The 17,418-nt window shown below is 46.0% G+C and carries 17 protein-coding genes and 1 tRNA gene; 5 read left to right on the forward strand and 13 right to left on the reverse strand.

Annotated features, from left to right (window positions below):
• Window positions 1-39: 39 nt before the first annotated feature.
• Window positions 40-1,650, forward strand: coding sequence for a hybrid sensor histidine kinase/response regulator (locus JCM23214_RS16350; RefSeq protein WP_148301921.1), 1,611 nt, complete (start codon window positions 40-42; stop codon window positions 1,648-1,650).
• A 125-nt stretch (window positions 1,651-1,775) separates the two neighbouring features.
• Here JCM23214_RS16350 and JCM23214_RS16355 read toward each other — a convergent pair.
• Window positions 1,776-1,862 (reverse strand) — tRNA-Leu (locus JCM23214_RS16355).
• 113 nt (window positions 1,863-1,975) lie between these two features.
• Entirely contained in the window at window positions 1,976-2,224 is a 249-nt protein-coding gene (locus JCM23214_RS16360; protein WP_037493865.1) for a FliM/FliN family flagellar motor switch protein, read from the reverse strand.
• 116 nt (window positions 2,225-2,340) lie between these two features.
• On the opposite strand from JCM23214_RS16360, the gene lipB reads away from it, so the two are divergent.
• Window positions 2,341-3,006: a lipoyl(octanoyl) transferase LipB gene (gene lipB / locus JCM23214_RS16365; RefSeq protein WP_037493811.1), complete on the forward strand. Its 666-nt coding sequence runs from the start codon at window positions 2,341-2,343 to the stop codon at window positions 3,004-3,006.
• On the opposite strand, the gene JCM23214_RS16370 is transcribed toward lipB, so the two are convergent.
• From JCM23214_RS16370 to JCM23214_RS16390, 5 genes are all read right to left on the reverse strand, one after another.
• Window positions 2,996-3,274 (reverse strand): acylphosphatase, encoded by a 279-nt coding sequence (locus JCM23214_RS16370; RefSeq protein WP_025899878.1) that lies wholly within the window; start codon window positions 3,272-3,274, stop codon window positions 2,996-2,998. The two genes, lipB and JCM23214_RS16370, sit on opposite strands and share 11 nt — an antisense overlap.
• A gap of 7 nt (window positions 3,275-3,281) precedes the next feature.
• Window positions 3,282-5,249, reverse strand: coding sequence for an acetyl-CoA carboxylase biotin carboxylase subunit (locus tag JCM23214_RS16375; RefSeq protein WP_025899879.1), 1,968 nt, complete (start codon window positions 5,247-5,249; stop codon window positions 3,282-3,284).
• A gap of 20 nt (window positions 5,250-5,269) precedes the next feature.
• Window positions 5,270-6,802, reverse strand: coding sequence for an acyl-CoA carboxylase subunit beta (locus JCM23214_RS16380; protein WP_025899880.1), 1,533 nt, complete (start codon window positions 6,800-6,802; stop codon window positions 5,270-5,272).
• A 36-nt stretch (window positions 6,803-6,838) separates the two neighbouring features.
• The gene (locus JCM23214_RS16385) at window positions 6,839-7,534 is read right to left on the reverse strand and encodes an ATP12 family chaperone protein (protein WP_025899881.1); all 696 of its coding nucleotides are present in this window, start codon (window positions 7,532-7,534) and stop codon (window positions 6,839-6,841) included.
• A gap of 88 nt (window positions 7,535-7,622) precedes the next feature.
• The gene (locus tag JCM23214_RS16390) at window positions 7,623-8,294 is read right to left on the reverse strand and encodes an HAD-IA family hydrolase (RefSeq protein WP_025899882.1); all 672 of its coding nucleotides are present in this window, start codon (window positions 8,292-8,294) and stop codon (window positions 7,623-7,625) included.
• A gap of 156 nt (window positions 8,295-8,450) precedes the next feature.
• On the opposite strand from JCM23214_RS16390, the gene JCM23214_RS16395 reads away from it, so the two are divergent.
• Entirely contained in the window at window positions 8,451-9,059 is a 609-nt protein-coding gene (locus JCM23214_RS16395; protein ID WP_025899883.1) for a glutathione S-transferase family protein, read from the forward strand.
• Window positions 9,060-9,331: 272 nt separating this feature from the next.
• Window positions 9,332-10,090 (forward strand): DMT family transporter, encoded by a 759-nt coding sequence (locus JCM23214_RS21475; protein ID WP_199899683.1) that lies wholly within the window; start codon window positions 9,332-9,334, stop codon window positions 10,088-10,090.
• 18 nt (window positions 10,091-10,108) lie between these two features.
• Here JCM23214_RS21475 and leuA read toward each other — a convergent pair whose 3' ends face one another.
• From leuA to JCM23214_RS16425, 5 genes are all read right to left on the reverse strand, one after another.
• Window positions 10,109-11,779: a 2-isopropylmalate synthase gene (gene leuA / locus JCM23214_RS16405; protein ID WP_025899884.1), complete on the reverse strand. Its 1,671-nt coding sequence runs from the start codon at window positions 11,777-11,779 to the stop codon at window positions 10,109-10,111.
• Window positions 11,780-12,196: 417 nt separating this feature from the next.
• The gene (locus tag JCM23214_RS16410) at window positions 12,197-13,195 is read right to left on the reverse strand and encodes an RluA family pseudouridine synthase (RefSeq protein WP_025899885.1); all 999 of its coding nucleotides are present in this window, start codon (window positions 13,193-13,195) and stop codon (window positions 12,197-12,199) included.
• Entirely contained in the window at window positions 13,192-13,569 is a 378-nt protein-coding gene (gene crcB / locus JCM23214_RS16415) for a fluoride efflux transporter CrcB (RefSeq protein ID WP_025899886.1), read from the reverse strand. Before crcB ends, JCM23214_RS16410 begins: the two co-directional genes overlap by 4 nt.
• A gap of 1 nt (window position 13,570) precedes the next feature.
• The gene (locus JCM23214_RS16420; RefSeq protein WP_025899887.1) at window positions 13,571-14,884 is read right to left on the reverse strand and encodes a replication-associated recombination protein A; all 1,314 of its coding nucleotides are present in this window, start codon (window positions 14,882-14,884) and stop codon (window positions 13,571-13,573) included.
• Entirely contained in the window at window positions 14,881-16,239 is a 1,359-nt protein-coding gene (locus JCM23214_RS16425) for a Do family serine endopeptidase (RefSeq protein WP_159104379.1), read from the reverse strand. Before JCM23214_RS16425 ends, JCM23214_RS16420 begins: the two co-directional genes overlap by 4 nt.
• Window positions 16,240-16,415: 176 nt before the next feature.
• Between JCM23214_RS16425 and JCM23214_RS16430 the strand changes: the two genes are divergently transcribed.
• Window positions 16,416-16,886, forward strand: coding sequence for a hypothetical protein (locus JCM23214_RS16430; protein WP_025899889.1), 471 nt, complete (start codon window positions 16,416-16,418; stop codon window positions 16,884-16,886).
• 52 nt (window positions 16,887-16,938) lie between these two features.
• Here the strand turns inward: JCM23214_RS16430 and rplQ are convergent, their stop codons facing one another.
• Window positions 16,939-17,373, reverse strand: a complete 435-nt coding sequence (rplQ, locus tag JCM23214_RS16435) for a 50S ribosomal protein L17 (RefSeq protein ID WP_025899890.1) — start codon at window positions 17,371-17,373, stop codon at window positions 16,939-16,941.
• Between the last annotated feature and the right edge of the window lie 45 nt (window positions 17,374-17,418).

The following is a 17,418-nucleotide window of genomic DNA, read 5'->3' on the forward strand; positions in this document are numbered from 1 at the left end:
TTCAGATTTTGCCCCCATTAGTATGTTAGGATCTGGAGCGTGAACTCTATTGCTAAGAAACCTATGAACTCCGAAACTCTGGAAGCAGAGAGACTGGCCGTTCTGGATAATTATGACATTCTTGACACAGCCGCTGAAACTGCCTTTGATCGATTAACGGAACTCGCCTCTACATTCTATCAATCACCTATCGCCCTTATCTCGCTGGTAGATGACAAAAGACAGTGGTTCAAAAGCCGTGTAGGACTGGATGCAACTGAAACACCTCGCGACATATCTTTTTGCCAGCATGCCATCATGTCCGATAAACCCTTTATCGTGACCGACGCGCGAAACGACGAGCGTTTCAAGAACAATCCACTGGTAACTGGCGATCCCAACATCCGGTTTTATGCTGGGGCGCCATTGAAATCACCGTCCGGGCACCGTATCGGCACTCTTTGCGTCATTGACGAGAAGCCAAGGCATGATTTCGGGCTTGCAGACAGCAAACAATTACAATTGCTGGCGGACATCGTTATTAGCGAAATGGAATTGCGCCTGAGTAACGCACAATTAACCCAGACAATGAGAACACAGTCAGATTTTCTATCCATGATCAGTCATGAAATTAGAAATCCGATGGGAGCAATTATAGGCTTATCCGATGCATTGTATGACGATGAGTGCGACCCACAAAAAACCAAACTGATTAAAGGTATCCAGTACTCTTCGAGAATGTTAATGGGCCTTTTGAACGATGTTTTGGATTTCACGAAGTCAAGAGCGGGTAAAATAAAATTAAATATTGGTGGATGTGATTTAAGAGCATTGATAGATACCTATACCAAAACATGGGCCCCCGCCGCCGAGGAAAAAAATATCAATTTTACCGTCTCAAGCGGCGCTGATCTTCCGGCTATTGCCAGACTGGATGAACTTCGCACAATACAGATTCTCAACAACATTGTGAGCAATGCGATCAAGTTCTCTGAGGTGGGAACTGTCTCCACATCCTTTGGCGTCAGGAATGACACCGAAACCGGCACATGCTTACAAATTTCTATTTCAGATACTGGCATTGGCATGACTACCGATCATATCAAACGCCTTTTCACTCCCTTTGAACAAGCAGATAATTCAATTACAAGACGCTTTGGTGGAACCGGTCTTGGGATGGCCATTACCAAAGACCTGATTACGCTAATGAAGGGCACAATTAACTGTGATAGCCGTGTTGGCGAGGGCACTACGTTCCATTTGAGCATTCCAATAGAGGTTCCGACGAAACAAAACACAGGAAATGACAATCTTAAAATTAGAGACATCCTCATCGTCGATGACGTTGAAATGAACCTTATGGTTGGCGAAGGTCTGATCGAAAAACTGGGCCACCGCGCCATAAAAGCTTCAAATGCAAAGGAAGCAATCGCTTTGGCTGCAGAGAATACTTATGATCTGATACTCATGGATGTTCACATGCCAGAGGTCAACGGTATTGAAGCTGCCAGACAGATCAAAACCATCAAGCCCAACCAAAAAATTATCGCTTTAAGCGCTGATGACCCACAAACAATATCTGACATCGACCTTGATGAAGTTATTGACGGCTTTCTGGTGAAGCCAATGAATGTGAACAGCCTTGCAGACATATTGCAAAACTGTGACTGACCGCTTTTAAGTTTGTCCGCTCATATGATCTGCAAAACCTGATAACATATGAACGGCTTGAAAAACCTAAAATAAATCGCTTTAGCGCCCAACAAAAAACCCTTCTTGAGACCAAGAAGGGTTTTTGGTGCGGTCGAGAAGACTCGAACTTCCACCCGTGTTACCGGACAGCGACCTCAACGCTGCGCGTCTACCAATTCCGCCACGACCGCTTGAGGTAGAGGGGAAATATCAAATAGTTTGCCCAGTGGCAAGTACAGATTTGAAAATTTCCGGAATGTTGGAAAATTATTTTCGCCATCAGGTGCAAAACCTGAACAGATCGCTATATATCCTGCTGATTGAGGCCAATTTTATCGGTTATGGATACGCCGATGTTATCATCAACCACTATAATCTCGCCGTATGCAATAGGTTTATTGTTCGCCAATACCATTGCATCATCATCAACACCGGTATCAAGCTCAATTACAGCTCCCCGCCCCATTTTCAGTAGTTGGTGAATGGGCATGACGGCCTTTCCCAGAACCACCGAGATTTCAACGTCCACACCTTTAATCGCTTTATCTTCCATCAGGGCACCCATAAATTACAGCAGATAACACTATCACCCGATTATGGTTACAATATTCTTAATATCCAAACAATAACCACTTTGATCGCGGGATCAGCACAGGTTATATAAGCTGCATGCATCAGATTGAATGGAAAATCTCGGACGAGCCAGTCCCCTATGAATTTGCACTCGACGTAATGGAACGACGGGCTGCCGACATTCGAAATGGCACCGCTTCAGAAATGGTTTGGCTGCTGGAACATCCACCGCTTTACACAGCGGGAACAAGCGCGCGCGAAGAAGACCTCCTCACACCTGACAGGTTTCCCGTTTACCGAGCCGGACGCGGGGGGCAATATACTTACCATGGACCAGGGCAAAGAATTGCCTATGTTTTGCTGGATTTAAAGAAACGAGGATCGGATATTCGCAAATATGTTGAAGACCTAGAAAGCTGGGTCATTGATGTTCTGGCACAATATCACATTAAAGGTGAAATTCGCGAAGGCCGCGTTGGTGTCTGGGTGAGCAAGGGGCATCAGGAAGATAAGATAGCTGCAATAGGTGTTCGAGTACGGAAATGGGTAAGTTTCCACGGCATATCCATTAATGTGGAACCAGATTTGAGCCATTATGACGGTATCATACCTTGCGGAATATCCGAGTATGGCGTCACATCACTGGTTAAAGAAGGAATACCGGTAAGCATGCCGGAATTTGATATTGAGCTAAAATCCAGCTTTGAAAAAATATTTCTGCAAAATGGGGCTTTGGGCTGTATCACCAACTCTAAACCGTAGGCCGCCCTTCAAAAGACGTAAAACTGTCGGTAGCTTCAATATATTTGAAAGAAACATTCAATACCCGGGCAAATAAGGGCCCATCCTGACATTTTTCTTTCATGACGAGCAAATCGCTCTCATCTCCTTCGAAAATTGCTTCAACGGAACCATCGGTCCTGTTGCGGACCCACCCTGTCAAACCGAGCTTACTGGCGGTTTGAATTGTCCACGCCCGATAACCAACCCCTTGGACTTTACCGGTTATTCGAGCGTGAACTATTGGCATATGGACCTTATTCGAATTCGAGGATCACATCATCTACGGCCAGTGTATCTCCGGCTTTCGCTTTAACCGCAGACACAATACCATCCTGCTCAGCACGCAGAATATTTTCCATTTTCATCGCTTCCACGACAGCCAAAGGATGACCGGCCTTCACCTCGTCACCCTCTTCGACGTTAATGGAGACCACCATTCCCGGCATTGGGCACAACAGGAATTTGGATAGATCCGGTGCTTCTTTTACAGGCATCAGCTTCGCCAGTTCTGCCTGTCGAGGTTTACGAACAGCAAGGTCAATAACGGCACCGCGATGAGTTACGCGAATACCTGATTTCACCCTTTCGACAAAAGCAATAACCTTCACACCGTTGATCTGGGCGACCACCCTGCGCATGCCAGGCACCCAATCAGACTGAAGTGCAAATATCTTGCCTTCAATTGTAAAGTTCAAGCCATCATGCTGATCCTCAGCAGTGAGGTCTGTATGACGCTCCAACCCTTCACTCACAACCCAATTTGCACCAACCTTCTCCACAACATTGTTGATCGATCTGGCTTTATGGCGCAGCTCAACAAGTGCAGCGATGGCAGCCATATTGTGGTAAGTCTCATCATCCACTTCAACACCGGAAAAACCTTCGGGATATTCTTCGGCGATGAAACCTGTCGTTAGGCAGCCTTCCTGAAACCGTGGGTGATTGCATACAGCGTTCAAGAAATTGATATTGTGTGCAATGCCGCTGACTTCATACGCATCCAGCGCTTGAATCATTTCCGCAATCGCGCTTTTACGATCGGGACCATAAGTACAAAGCTTAGCAATCATGGGATCGTAAAACATTGTAATTTCCGACCCTTCGGTCACACCAGTATCCACACGGACATTCTGCCCTTCAGGTGGCGTGTAGCGTGATAGGCGGCCGATGGATGGCAAAAACCCTCTGTAAGGATCTTCAGCATACAAACGGCTTTCAATGGCCCAACCGTTAAGCTTCACATCTTCCTGTTTGATCGTCAGCTTTTCATCATTGGCAACACGGATCATCTGTTCAACCAGATCAATGCCCGTCACGAGTTCAGTAACCGGATGTTCCACCTGCAGACGGGTGTTCATTTCCAGGAAATAAAAATTGCGGTCCGCGCCTACAATAAACTCTACAGTGCCAGCGGAATGATATTCCACCTCCCGAGCGAGAGCGACTGCCTGCTCACCCATTGCTTTACGCAATTCTTCATCAAGAAACGGGCTCGGCGCTTCTTCAATAACTTTCTGATGTCGGCGCTGAATTGAACATTCACGTTCACCCAGATAAATACAGTTTCCGTGCTTATCTGCCAAAACCTGTATCTCAATATGACGGGGATCAACAACAAATTTTTCAATAAAAATTCTATCATCGCCAAAGCTTGAAATAGCTTCATTTTTTGCAGACTGAAATCCTTCGCGGGCTTCTTCGTCGTTAAATGCAACGCGCATGCCTTTACCGCCACCGCCTGCTGACGCTTTGATCATGACGGGGTAACCAATTTCCTTGGAAATCTTCACCGCGTGATCCGCATCATCGATCAAGTCCATGTGTCCAGGAACAGTATTAACCCCGGCAGCATGAGCCAGCTTTTTGGACTCAATCTTATCTCCCATTGAGGCAATCGCCTTTTTGCCGGGTCCAATAAATGCAATCTTTGCTTTAGTCAAGGCATCTGCAAAAGCTTGATTTTCGGAAAGAAAACCATACCCCGGATGAACAGATTCTGCCCCGGTTTCTTTACAAGCAGCAATAATTTTATCAATAACCAGGTAGCTTTCAGACGCCGCCGCTGGCCCGATATGGACCGATTCATCGGCCATCCGCATATGCATGGCTCCGTCATCAGCATCAGAATAGACTGCTACAGTCTTTATCCCCATTTCACGGGCTGTTTTTATGACACGGCATGCGATCTCACCACGATTGGCGATCAGGATTTTTTTAAACATTTTCTTTATCTCCCCTCACCTTATAGCGGAATATTGCCGTGCTTTTTCCACGGATTTTCCAATTGTTTATTTTTCAGCATCCGCAATGATGCCGCGACCCTGTGACGTGTATTGTTTGGCATAATGACATCATCAATAAATCCACGATGCCCTGCAATGAAGGGGTTGGCAAAACGCTCGGAATATTCGTCAGTTTTACGCTTGATCTTCTCTTCATCCCCAAGCTCAGAGCGGAAAATAATTTCAACAGCGCCTTTTGCGCCCATCACAGCAATTTCAGCAGATGGCCACGCATAATTCACGTCACCACGAAGATGCTTGGATGCCATAACATCATAGGCACCACCATAGGCTTTACGGGTAATTACAGTGACCTTCGGAACTGTCGCTTCAGCGTATGCGTATAGCAATTTAGCTCCATGCTTGATAATTCCGCCATATTCCTGCGCTGTACCTGGAAGGAAGCCCGGTACATCAACCAAGGTTACTATGGGAATATTAAAACAGTCACAGAACCTGACAAAACGGGCTGCTTTTCGCGAACTGTCGATATCAAGACAACCAGCCAACACCATAGGCTGGTTGGCAACCACACCAACAGTCTGCCCTTCAATCCGAGCAAAACCTGTTATGATGTTTTTTGCAAAATCAGGCTGAATTTCGAAAAAATCACCTTCATCAGCGAGCTTCTCGACAAGCTCCATCATATCATAGGGCTTGTTCGCATTCGCTGGAACAAGAGTATCAAGCGATGGTTCCTTGCGATCAGGATTGTCAAAACTGTCTCTAACTGGTGATTTTTCACGATTTGACGCAGGTAACATATCGACAAGATCACGAACTGCACTCAAAGCTTCTACATCATTGTCATATGCGTTATCAGCGACAGAAGACTTACTGGTGTGCGTTCCAGCACCGCCCAACTCTTCAGCAGTCACCGTTTCATTTGTCACGGTTTTAACAACATCAGGCCCGGTTACGAACATGTAAGAACTGTCACGGACCATAAAGATAAAATCAGTCATCGCTGGCGAATAAACGGCACCGCCAGCACATGGCCCCATAATAACAGAGATCTGGGGAATAACGCCTGAAGCCATCACGTTACGCTGAAACACTTCTGCGTAACCAGCGAGACTGTCAATACCTTCCTGAATTCGCGCTCCACCTGAGTCATTGAGACCAATAACCGGAGCCCCTACTTGTACCGCCTTATCCATGATTTTACAGATTTTCTTGGCGTGGTATTCTGAAAGCGAGCCACCAAAAACAGTAAAATCCTGAGAGAAAACAAAAACCAGTTTACCGTTAATGGTCCCGTGACCGGTGATAACACCATCACCAGTTACCACATCATCCTGCATTCCAAATTCTGTGCAACGGTGCTCAACAAACATGTCCCATTCTTCGAATGATCCCTCGTCAAGCAGATATTCAATCCGCTCACGTGCTGTTAGCTTTCCTTTGGCATGTTGCGCATCGATACGACGTTGACCGCCCCCCAGGCGCGCTTTGGCCCGTTTTTCTTCTAGCTGTTGGATAATGTCCTGCATTTTTACTCCCTGACTCTCCCAATAATGGGCGACCAATCAACGGTCACACAGTTCCAAAAAATTCACCGCGGCAACCAAGCTTTCCTTGTTGTTCTTTCTTCGCTTGGTCTGTTCGGCATCTTCACCCCATTGCTCTATCACATGGGTCTCATCAATTTCGCTAATTTCAAATGCCTGCTCGGCATCTAACTTTTTTGCCATCACGGCTAGTGTGACAACCAGCGAACCAGTTAAGTTTACTACATCATGAATTGCCGCCAAATGTAAATCCGATTGCTCTTCCACAACGGACTGCATGTTTAAAAGGGCTGTATCCTCTTGCGCCACATAGCCTACGCCTTGTGTCACTCGAAGCTTGGCATCATACGCCTTCGCAACCCACTCAACCAGTGGATCCCACGCATGTTTTTGAGCTTCCACCAAATTCTCAGGATATGTTGCCCGATAGCACACCAGATCGGTTTCACCAAACCCGGCGATTTCTTTGATAACCGCTTCGCGTTGAGGAGTAACCCGATCAATGGCAGTAGCGGCATATCGCATAAACGGCATTGTGAAGGGTTTTACGGTTTCTTCCTGAGCAGCCCACTCATTCGCGATTGCAGTGGCCAATGCTTCATTAGGCAGATGAAGTTCAGCTTTGGCAGGCGTCTTGATAGGGCGGCCATCCAGCATGACTGAAAATGAGCCGTCCACCTCACGTATTGATGCCGTTTTATAAAATCGCTTCATCGCTATGCACTGCTAAAATTAAGACTATCCATTTGGCAAACAGTCGTTAGGTTTATAAGGATAAATTCCGAAATGGCAAGCAAAACTGCTATTCAATCCCGACCAGTGGCGGCAAATCATCGTATTTATATATGAGATGGTTCGCACCACTTTGCTCAAGGGTTTGAAAGTCGTGATACCCCCAGCCAACACCGATCGCATGACAACCAGCATTTCGAGCAAGCAACATATCGTAGCTGGTGTCACCCACCATATATGTATTGCTGCAATCGGCACCGACTTCTGCCATGGCTTTTTCCAGCATCTGTGGATGAGGTTTCCCGGGGTTTTGATCTGGTGTTTGCAAGGACGTAAAGTATTTTTCCAGCCCGTGCATTTTGATAACGGCTTTAAGCCCTCTCATGGATTTGCCGGTTGCGACAGCCAAAAGCACGTTACTCGAATAGAGTTTTTCCAAGACTTCCAGTGCGCCAGGAAACAGCGGTTCTTCATGATCCTGTTTCAGACGTTGCTCACGAAATGCGTCTCTGTAACACGCCACCAGTTGGTGTAACAGCGGCTCATCCGCGGGATTGGGCATCAACATCCGGATTGCTTCTTCCAGATTCAAACCAATAATATTTCGAATATCATTTTCGATTGGCGGCGTCAGGTCGCAGGCCTCGAAAGATTTATTCATACAACGAATAATATTGTATTGGCTATCAACCAGTGTGCCGTCGCAATCAAAGACAACCAGTTTTAACGCTGAGCTACTCATGCCTAATTCCGCTTGTTATATTCCAAACAGTCTTTTATCAAAGTCAGGCATAAAATACACGCCCTCATCAGTGCTGGGGATTTAGAGCTTCTCTCGATTACTCAAATTAGGTAATCTCCTCCCCGGACAGGAAATCACAGAAACAAGGACCGAAGCATGTATACTCTCTATGATTTCTTACCTTCTGGAAATGGCTACAAAGTCAGACTGCTTCTCAATCAACTTGGTATCAGCTATGAGCTGGTAGAGAAAGATATCGTAAAGGGTGAGACTCGCACTCCGGAATTTTTAAACCTGAATAGCAATGGAAGAATTCCCCTCCTTCAACTGGAAAATGGTGAATGCCTGGCAGAGTCAAACGCAATATTGATGTATCTTGCAGAAGGAACTCCATTTCTTCCTGACGAAAAATTGCTAAAGGCACGCGTGTTGCAATGGATGTTTTTTGAACAATACAGTCATGAGCCGAACATAGCAGTTGTTAGATATTGGATGACACATGGCGGACCCGATGAAGAACAGCAGAGACAATTACCATCTAAAATGCAGTCTGGTTACGCTGCGCTTGACGTGATGGAAAAACAGTTGTCACAGTCTGATTTTCTGGTGGGTGGTAAATATTCTGTCGCCGATATCGCCTTGTATGCCTACACACATGTTGCGCATGAAGGTAATTTTGATTTGTCAGGCTATCCAGCAATTAATGCATGGCTTTTGCGCGTACAATCGCGCCCCAATCATCTGCTGATTACTGATCGCAAGTAAATTGCATGCCGGAAAACGGATATTTCCGGTGTGAATTTTCTGGCATCCCTGTGCTTTTCTGGAGAGTTCGATGTCAACCCAACAGCCTATGCAACAAATTCAAATCGGAATGTCACTAAGCAATTGGGTGCTCTTGCTAATCCTTTCCCTCCTTTGGGGCGGATCCTTCTTTTTTAACGGGGTTGCTGTCAAAGAATTACCCGTTTTTACGATCGTGTTTGGCCGGGTTTGTTTTGCCTCATTAGCTTCTGCTTTTTATGAAGCTTCGAGGATTGAGATTTCCAACTAATCCAAAAATATTGATCGCTTTTCTGTTCATGGGCCTCATGAACAACCTCATTCCCTTTTCCTTAATCGTCGCTGGACAAACAGAAATCAGCAGCGGTTTGGCCTCTGTATTAAACGCTACAACACCACTTTTTGCCGCAGTAGTCGCTCATTTTGCAACAAAAGATCCCACCGAAAGGCTCGGCCCGAAGCGAATTTCAGGAATAATACTGGGAATTCTGGGCGTCAGCATACTGCTTAGCCCAAAAATCGGAAATATTGGTTTCAGTGGCGGTGAAGTATTGGGTCAGATTGCCATACTTGGTGCAGGGCTCTCTTATGGCATCGCTGTTGTATTTGGCCGGCGATTTGCTAAAGAAGGTATCACGCCAGTGACAGCAGCAACAGGTCAGGTATGTGCCAGCACTATTTTGATGCTCCCACTTATTGTCGTTTTTGATCAACCTTGGACGTTTTTACCGCAGATCAGTCAAGATGCCATTTTTTCGGTTCTTAGCATCGCTATTTTCAGCACAGCTATCGCCTACATCCTGTATTTTGAGCTGATCAAATCAGCTGGCGCGACCAATGCAAGTCTTGTAACCCTTATTATTCCCGCAAGTGCAATGTTACTCGGCGTTCTTTTTCTTGATGAAATAGTCACCCTAACAATGATTGCCGGAATGGTGTTTATCGGGCTTGGCTTGCTCGTAATTGACGGGCGTATTTTACGATTTTTGCCAAAAAAGAAGCCCGGTATTTAGCCGGGCTTCTTCCAATGATTATTTACCAGCGCGATTAACTGCGCTCGTAATTGCTTTAAGCGATGCGGTCACAATATTCGCGTGACGCCCAACACCAAATACAGGATTACCGGCTTCATCGCGCATTTCCACATAAGCAACAGCAACGGCATCCGCACCAAATCCTGTTGTATGCTCACGGTAATCATTTACGGAAAGGCTGACACCCAGATTTTCTTTAAGCGCATTCATGTAAGCGTCAATTGGCCCGGTGCCTTTACCTTCGATGGTTTTTTCCTGACCATTATGGCGAATGGTTGCCGTTAATATTCGGCGCTCAGAAGCATGCGTATCAACCGTCGTCTGATGGTTGATAAACTCAACGACGCCAGACGCTTCAAGATATTCGGATACAAAAGTGTCATAAATGAAAGATGAAGACAGCTCTTTACCGGTTTCATCTGTAATCGCCTGAATAACTTTACTAAATTCAACCTGAAGCATCCGAGGCAGTTCAATGCCATAATCTTCTTGCAGAAGATAGGCTACCCCACCCTTTCCAGACTGACTGTTCACCCTGATGACCGCATCATAACTACGGCCCAGATCTGCAGGGTCGATAGGCAGATATGGGATCTCCCAAAGTTCGCTATTGGACTGCTTCATTGCAGCAAATCCTTTCTTGATAGCGTCCTGATGAGAACCTGAAAAAGCTGTGAAAACCAACTCGCCGCCATACGGGTGCCGCGGATGCACGGGCAACTGATTACAATATTCAACGGTACGCACCACCTCGTTAATATTGCTAAAATCCAGCTCAGGATTGACACCTTGCGTGTACATATTCATGGCAATGTTAATAACATCCACATTGCCAGTCCTCTCGCCATTTCCAAACAAAGTGCCCTCAACGCGATCAGCACCCGCCATTATTCCAAACTCTGCAGCCGCAACTCCTGTGCCGCGATCGTTATGTGGATGCAGAGAAAGGATAATTTTCTCCCGTTCTGGCAAGTTACGATGCATCCATTCAATCTGGTCGGCGTAAACGTTTGGACCAGCCACTTCCACAGTCGCAGGAAGATTGAAAATAATTTTATTCTCAAAGGTCGGTTTCCAGATTTCCATTACGGCAGAACAGACCTCACACGCGTAATCAAGTTCTGTCTGTGTAAAACTCTCCGGTGAATATTCCATCTGGACAAGAGTTTCCGGCATTTCATCCGCCAGTTTTCGAACGAGCTTTGCCCCTTCAATCGCGATATTTTTAATACCTTCCCGATCCATATCAAACACAACACGCCGCTGCAGGGTTGATGTGGAATTATAAAGATGAACAATCGCTTGTTTACAGCCCCGAATAGACTCAAAAGTTCGCGTAATCAGCTCCTCACGAGACTGAGTTAAGACCTGAATTTTTACATCATCCGGAATTTCATTATTCTCGATCAAATACCGAACAAAATCAAAATCCGTTTGTGAGGCAGAGGGGAACCCGACCTCAATTTCTTTAAAGCCCAAATGTACAAGGTGACGGAACATACGAAGCTTTCTCTCGTGCCCCATGGGTTCGACCAAGGCCTGATTACCGTCACGCAGGTCTACACTGCACCAGATTGGCGCTTTATCGATAACTTTGTTGGGCCACTCACGGTCCGGCAAGTTAATTGGCTCAAACGGTTTATATTTTTCACCTGGAGTAAAACTCATTTTAGTTTCCTCAAACTATTAACGCTTGCTCAGCGATCTAATTAATCTTCAATTGTTTTTATGCAGCAACGTTTACGGTCACAAGGCGCTACTCCCCCCTGCGACCGCAAATAAGTCGAGAGAGCCCCCCGAATGACCCAATATCGCCATCCTGCCGCAGCTCGTTACTTGATTTTTTTCTTTGTGAAGGATCAGACCAGTCGGTCGTGACTATAATCATCTGTATTCTCGATAAACTGTCTTGAAAAGAGGACAACGTGCCCCGGCACTCTTAAAGTACCGGGCTAATAAGTCGTAGCAGTCCTGACAGTTGATCAATTTTCATCATGGGAGAAAATTATCGGAAGATAACAATTAGTCAAGATAAAAGGAGATTTATTGAAAATTGTCGGTTGTCATAGGCAATCGGCTGAAAACTCATATTCCCATTTCTTCAAATGGATCTTCATAATCATTTTCGTGAAAACCCAACAATTTCCATGTGGCTGCCATATGCTGACCAAGAGGAGCTGTGACAGTCAAGTCGCCTCCCTTAGGGTGGGAAATCGTAATTTCCCTTGCATGCAAATGCATATTTTTTGAAATCACACCTTCCAGAAATGCTGCACTCCCACCATATTTACCATCACCGACAATAGGTGTTTCAATAGCAGCGCAATGCACTCGCAACTGATGCGTTCTACCCGTTAAAGGTTTCAGAGCAAGCCACGCTGCTTTGGTTCCCGCTACTGAAACGACCGAATAATCACTTATGGCTGTCTGGCCATTACGATCCACAATAACTTTCTCTCCAGCAGAGGTTACAACCTTTGTGAGGTTATAAGATACCGTTGCCTGATGCGGCCGCGGTACACCTGCGACAAGCGCCCAATATATTTTCCGGGTACTCCGTCGTTTAAAAGCTTCAGTCAAATGTTTGGCGGCTTTGCGGGTGCGTCCAATAACCAAAACACCAGATGTGTCCTTGTCCAAGCGATGTGTCAGTTTAGGCCGTTCCGCATAATCAAAACGCAGCCCATCCAGCAAACCATCGATATGCCTAACCTGCTTGCTTCCACCCTGAACAGGTATTCCGGCAGGCTTGTTAAGCACAATGACATCGTCATCCATATGAAGGATCATTGAACGAATTTCGGCCACGTCACTTTCACTTAAGCGGCTTTTGTCCTTCTCCTGCTTCGCCCCCTGTTTTTTGGCAACCATAGCCTCGTCATCCAAAGGGGGAACTCGGACTACCTGCCCCGCTTCCAACCGATCTTTTGAACGAGCCCGTTTCTTATCTACTCGGATTTCACCTTTTCGCAGAAATTTTTCGAGCTGCCCATGCGTAACTCCCGGGAAACGAGCCTTAAACCACTTATCCAGACGTTGGTCAGATTCAGCTTCGGTAATCGTAATCTGTTTAACTCTGCTCATGATAAAACCAGACGCATTAAATGTAGCCCCGCAAACAGGCCAATAATTGAAAGGAATACGGACAGCATTATGTAGCTTCCCGCAGTAATATAGGCACCCTTTTGAACCTGTACAGCGACATCAAGTGAAAAGGTGGAGAAAGTTGTAAACGCACCTAGAAACCCCGTCACAAGAAAACTTCGCATCTCAACCGTTGGAGACCATCTTAAAGCCATGTACTCGATCAACAGTCCCATTGCAATCGAGCCAACAACATTTACAAATAAGGTTCCAAAAGGATATCCATGCCCCAATAAGCGGACAGCCAGGATACCCGCACCATATCTGGCACAGGCACCCAATGCGCCGCCGAGGGCAATTGACAGATACATCATTCTATGAACTTCCCTTTTGTTGTTTCTTGTGTCGAAGCTTCTCCCAGTATTCCAAACGCTTTGCAATATCTCGCTCAAAACCACGTGCTACAGGTTGATAGTAATTTTCGCGCTGCATACTTTCGGGAAAGTAATTTTGACCTGAAAAGCCATCTTCTGCGTTGTGGTCATATTCATATCCCTCCGCATATCCCAAAGTCTTCATCATTTGTGTTGGTGCGTTAAGGATATGCTTGGGCGGCATATGTGACCCATATTTTTTTGCAGCCCCGCGGGCTTGCTTAAATGCATTATAGGCTGCATTTGATTTAGGTGCTGTTGCCAAGTAGATTACGGCCTGGGCAACAGCCAGATCCCCTTCCGGGCTCCCCAAGAATTGGTATGCTTCTTTTGCAGCATTTGCCTGAAGCAAAGCATTTGGATCCGCCATTCCAATATCCTCAACAGCAAAACGTACAAGCCTACGCACTATATATAATGGGTCCTCTCCGCCATCCATCATTCGAGAAAACCAGTACAAAGCCGCATCTACATCTGAACCACGCAGGGATTTATGCAGCGCACTGATCAGATTGTAGTGCCCCTCCCTGTCCTTATCATAAGCTGGCGCCTTTTTTGTAACCAGCTCCAGCAACTGCTTACTGTCAAGGTTCTCTTTCTCCGCCTTAAACAACATTTCCACCATATTCAGGAAAAAACGCCCATCACCGTCAGCCAGATCAAAAAGCTGCTGACGAGCTTCTTCCTGTAGAGGGATTTTACGCCCCTGCAAACTCTCAGCCTTTGCTAACAATTGGGATAGCGAAGCCGCATCGTGGCGCTGTAGAACAAGAACCTGGCATCGCGACAACAAGGCGCCATTGAGTTCAAAAGACGGATTCTCAGTGGTCGCACCGACCAAAGTTATCGTTCCATCTTCGACATAGGGAAGAAACCCATCCTGCTGAGAGCGATTGAAACGATGAATTTCGTCAACAAACAGGAGTGTAGCTTTACCATTCTGGCGGCGTATCTTAGCCGCCTCAAATACTTTTCTAAGATCCGCGACACCCGAGAATACGGCAGAAATTTGCTCAAAATACAAATTCACCTGTTCTGCCAACAGTCGTGCTATTGTCGTCTTTCCAGTGCCCGGTGGCCCCCAAAGTATCATCGATGCAAGCCAGTCAGCTTCGAGCATCGTCTGCAAAGGACCTCCCTCCTCCAGCAAGTGATCCTGACCTACTACTTCTTTCAAAGATTGAGGGCGCAAAAGATCCGCAAGTGGTCGCCCTTTGTCAAACTCTTCGTTCGATTTATTGAATAGATCGCTCACCGGCTACGCCTCAAACGGAGTAGTTGATCACCACGGCGAAACAGGATGTCCCATCCCCCTTCCGCTTCAATCATCAAACGTTGCAAATGCTTTGGTGAAGTTACCTCCTCACCATTGACACTAACAATAATATCACCGGGCCGAAACCGCTGTCTTGCAAACAGATTTTCGGGTGAAATTTGTGCAATCACAACACCTTCAATAAAAGGGGAGATACCAAGTTCCAAAGCAAAAGCAGGTGAAAGATTACCAACAATAGCCCCAACAAGCGGTTGAGCCCCTTCCAATAGGGTAAGGTCACGCTGCGGTATTTCCGGAGCGGCCTCATGCTTTAATGTAATTTCTATTTCACCTTCGCCGCGCAGGATTTTCAGATTGGCCGTTTCCCCGACGATACCTGTTGAAATGCGGAAATTCAGGGCCCGCTCATCAATTATATCATATCCATCAACACTTAGGATGATATCGTTGGGCTTTAATCCCGCCTTATATGCAGCGCTGTTTCTGGCTACCTCGCTGATCAACACACCGATGGGGCGATCAAACCCGAGACTTCTTGCCATGTCCGCTGTTAAGCTTTGCGCCTGAGCACCAAGCCATGGTCGAATAACTTTACCCGTATCCAAGCCATTAAGCATTACAGATTTTACAAGATTTGCCGGTATCGCAAACCCAATTCCCAATGAACCACCGCCCTTGCTGAAAATTGCTGAGTTGATCCCCGCCAAAGTTCCACGCATGGTAAGCAGTGCCCCTCCGGAATTTCCAGGGTTAATTGCAGCATCTGTTTGAATAAAGCTTTCGATATCCGCAGTTGCACCGGTGGTCCGACCTAGTGCCGAGATGATCCCGGATGTAACGCTTTGCCCTACTCCAAACGGGTTGCCGATTGCAATCACCAGATCTCCAACTTCAAGCGCGTCGGAATCTTCAAATTCCAGATAGGTAAGACTTTCGCCGTCTGTTTCAATTTTTAGAACAGCCAGATCAGTACTTTCATCCACTAGCAAAACACGTGCTTCAAACTCCCGACGATCATTGAGCGCAACGGTAATCTCGTCAGCACCCGCTATCACATGATAATTAGTTACAATGACACCATCACCTTTTACGATTACTCCTGATCCTAAAGAATTCTGCACCTTTTTACGTTTCTTCGGCTGGCGGAAACCAGGTCCAAAAAATTGTTCAAAAAATGGGTCATTGAACAGGCTGGGTCGCGACCGTTGTCTAACTTCTTTTTTTGTAAAAATGTTGACGACTGCGGGTGCCGCTTTTTTCACTAATGGCGCATAAGACAACCTGACTTCAAGTTGACTTTCAGGAACTATAACTCGTTCTTGCGCGGTTATCATTGAAGTTCCCCATGTTATCAACATGAAAACACCAAGGATCATACATCCTGAACACACGGCTATTTTTCTGCTGCTGATTAACATTATGCTGGCACCCAACTTTCTGTTTTTAAGACTGTTCCTCAATTTCCCATATTTAGGAACAATACTACAGGCTGTCTACTAGAGGAGTGAAAATGAAGAAGTTTGGTTACTTACTATTACCATTTTCCATATATTCAACTGCTATCCTGTTGCCGGTGCATAGCGCAGTTGGCGCGTCAACTGCCAATTCCATTGTTGCTCAATCCAATTCCCTTGTTAGTCATCGTTTTTTTTCCGATAAAGAAATTGAGTTAATCAAAGATTTCTTTGAACTCTTAAACGGTGAACAGACTCCCCAGAAAAATAATTCAAAAAATAAAGGCAACCTTCCACCAGGGCTTGCAAAAAAGAACGAGCTTCCCCCGGGGTTAGCAAAACAACTTCAAATTAAAGGCTCCCTCCCCCCTAGACTTGCGAAAAGGCAGCTTCCAGACAAACTTCATCAACGTCTTCCAAAGAGAAGCCCAATTTTTGAACGAGTTATCGTGGGGAATGATATTCTACTAATTGAGAAGGGCACGGAAATTATTTTGGATATCTTACGCGGCGTCGCCAACAAATAAAAAAAGGCAGCCGGATCGGCTGCCTTTAATTTTCTTCGGAAATGCAGTGCCTTTAAGCGACCGCTTCCGCTTCAAGAATTTCTTCTTCCGCGTCCTGAGTTGGTCCGCTGTCTTGCCCTTTAGCATCTACATCGCGATCTACAAGCTCAATAATTGCCATTGGCGCTGCGTCACCTGTACGGAACCCAGCTTTTAATACACGAGTGTAGCCACCATTACGCTCTTCATAGCGTTCTGAAAGTGTCGTAATCAGTTTGTCTACGATTGCTTTTTCTGAAAGCTTCGCAAGCAACTGACGGCGCGCATGCAGATCGCCACGCTTTCCAAGTGTGATCAGTTTTTCAACAATCGGACGAAGGTCTTTTGCCTTCGGCAATGTTGTTTTAATTTGCTCATGCTTGATCAGCGCTGCTGCCATGTTGGCAAACATCGCCTGACGATGAGATGAGGTTCTGCTGAACTTACGTCCAGATTTACGATGCCGCATAATTCTACTCCAAAGCAGGAAAGGTGCCCTGCCCCTTCTGCGTGT

Source organism: Sneathiella glossodoripedis JCM 23214, assembly GCF_000616095.1.
GTDB lineage: Bacteria > Pseudomonadota > Alphaproteobacteria > Sneathiellales > Sneathiellaceae > Sneathiella > Sneathiella glossodoripedis.

Bases quoted from the DNA above. Each gene is read 5' to 3' on its own strand.
- JCM23214_RS16425 (WP_159104379.1), bottom strand. From the start codon at position 16,239: ATGATAACCGCGCAAGAACGAGTTATAGTTCCTGAAAGTCAACTTGAA.
- JCM23214_RS16375 (WP_025899879.1), bottom strand. From the start codon at position 5,249: ATGTTTAAAAAAATCCTGATCGCCAATCGTGGTGAGATCGCATGCCGT.
- crcB (WP_025899886.1), bottom strand. From the start codon at position 13,569: ATGATGTATCTGTCAATTGCCCTCGGCGGCGCATTGGGTGCCTGTGCC.
- JCM23214_RS16390 (WP_025899882.1), bottom strand. From the start codon at position 8,294: ATGAGTAGCTCAGCGTTAAAACTGGTTGTCTTTGATTGCGACGGCACA.
- JCM23214_RS16395 (WP_025899883.1), top strand. From the start codon at position 8,451: ATGTATACTCTCTATGATTTCTTACCTTCTGGAAATGGCTACAAAGTC.
- JCM23214_RS16360 (WP_037493865.1), bottom strand. From the start codon at position 2,224: ATGGAAGATAAAGCGATTAAAGGTGTGGACGTTGAAATCTCGGTGGTT.
- JCM23214_RS16385 (WP_025899881.1), bottom strand. From the start codon at position 7,534: ATGAAGCGATTTTATAAAACGGCATCAATACGTGAGGTGGACGGCTCA.
- rplQ (WP_025899890.1), bottom strand. From the start codon at position 17,373: ATGCGGCATCGTAAATCTGGACGTAAGTTCAGCAGAACCTCATCTCAT.
- JCM23214_RS16430 (WP_025899889.1), top strand. From the start codon at position 16,416: ATGAAGAAGTTTGGTTACTTACTATTACCATTTTCCATATATTCAACT.
- lipB (WP_037493811.1), top strand. From the start codon at position 2,341: ATGCATCAGATTGAATGGAAAATCTCGGACGAGCCAGTCCCCTATGAA.
- JCM23214_RS16370 (WP_025899878.1), bottom strand. From the start codon at position 3,274: ATGCCAATAGTTCACGCTCGAATAACCGGTAAAGTCCAAGGGGTTGGT.
- JCM23214_RS16410 (WP_025899885.1), bottom strand. From the start codon at position 13,195: ATGAGCAGAGTTAAACAGATTACGATTACCGAAGCTGAATCTGACCAA.
- JCM23214_RS16380 (WP_025899880.1), bottom strand. From the start codon at position 6,802: ATGCAGGACATTATCCAACAGCTAGAAGAAAAACGGGCCAAAGCGCGC.
- leuA (WP_025899884.1), bottom strand. From the start codon at position 11,779: ATGAGTTTTACTCCAGGTGAAAAATATAAACCGTTTGAGCCAATTAAC.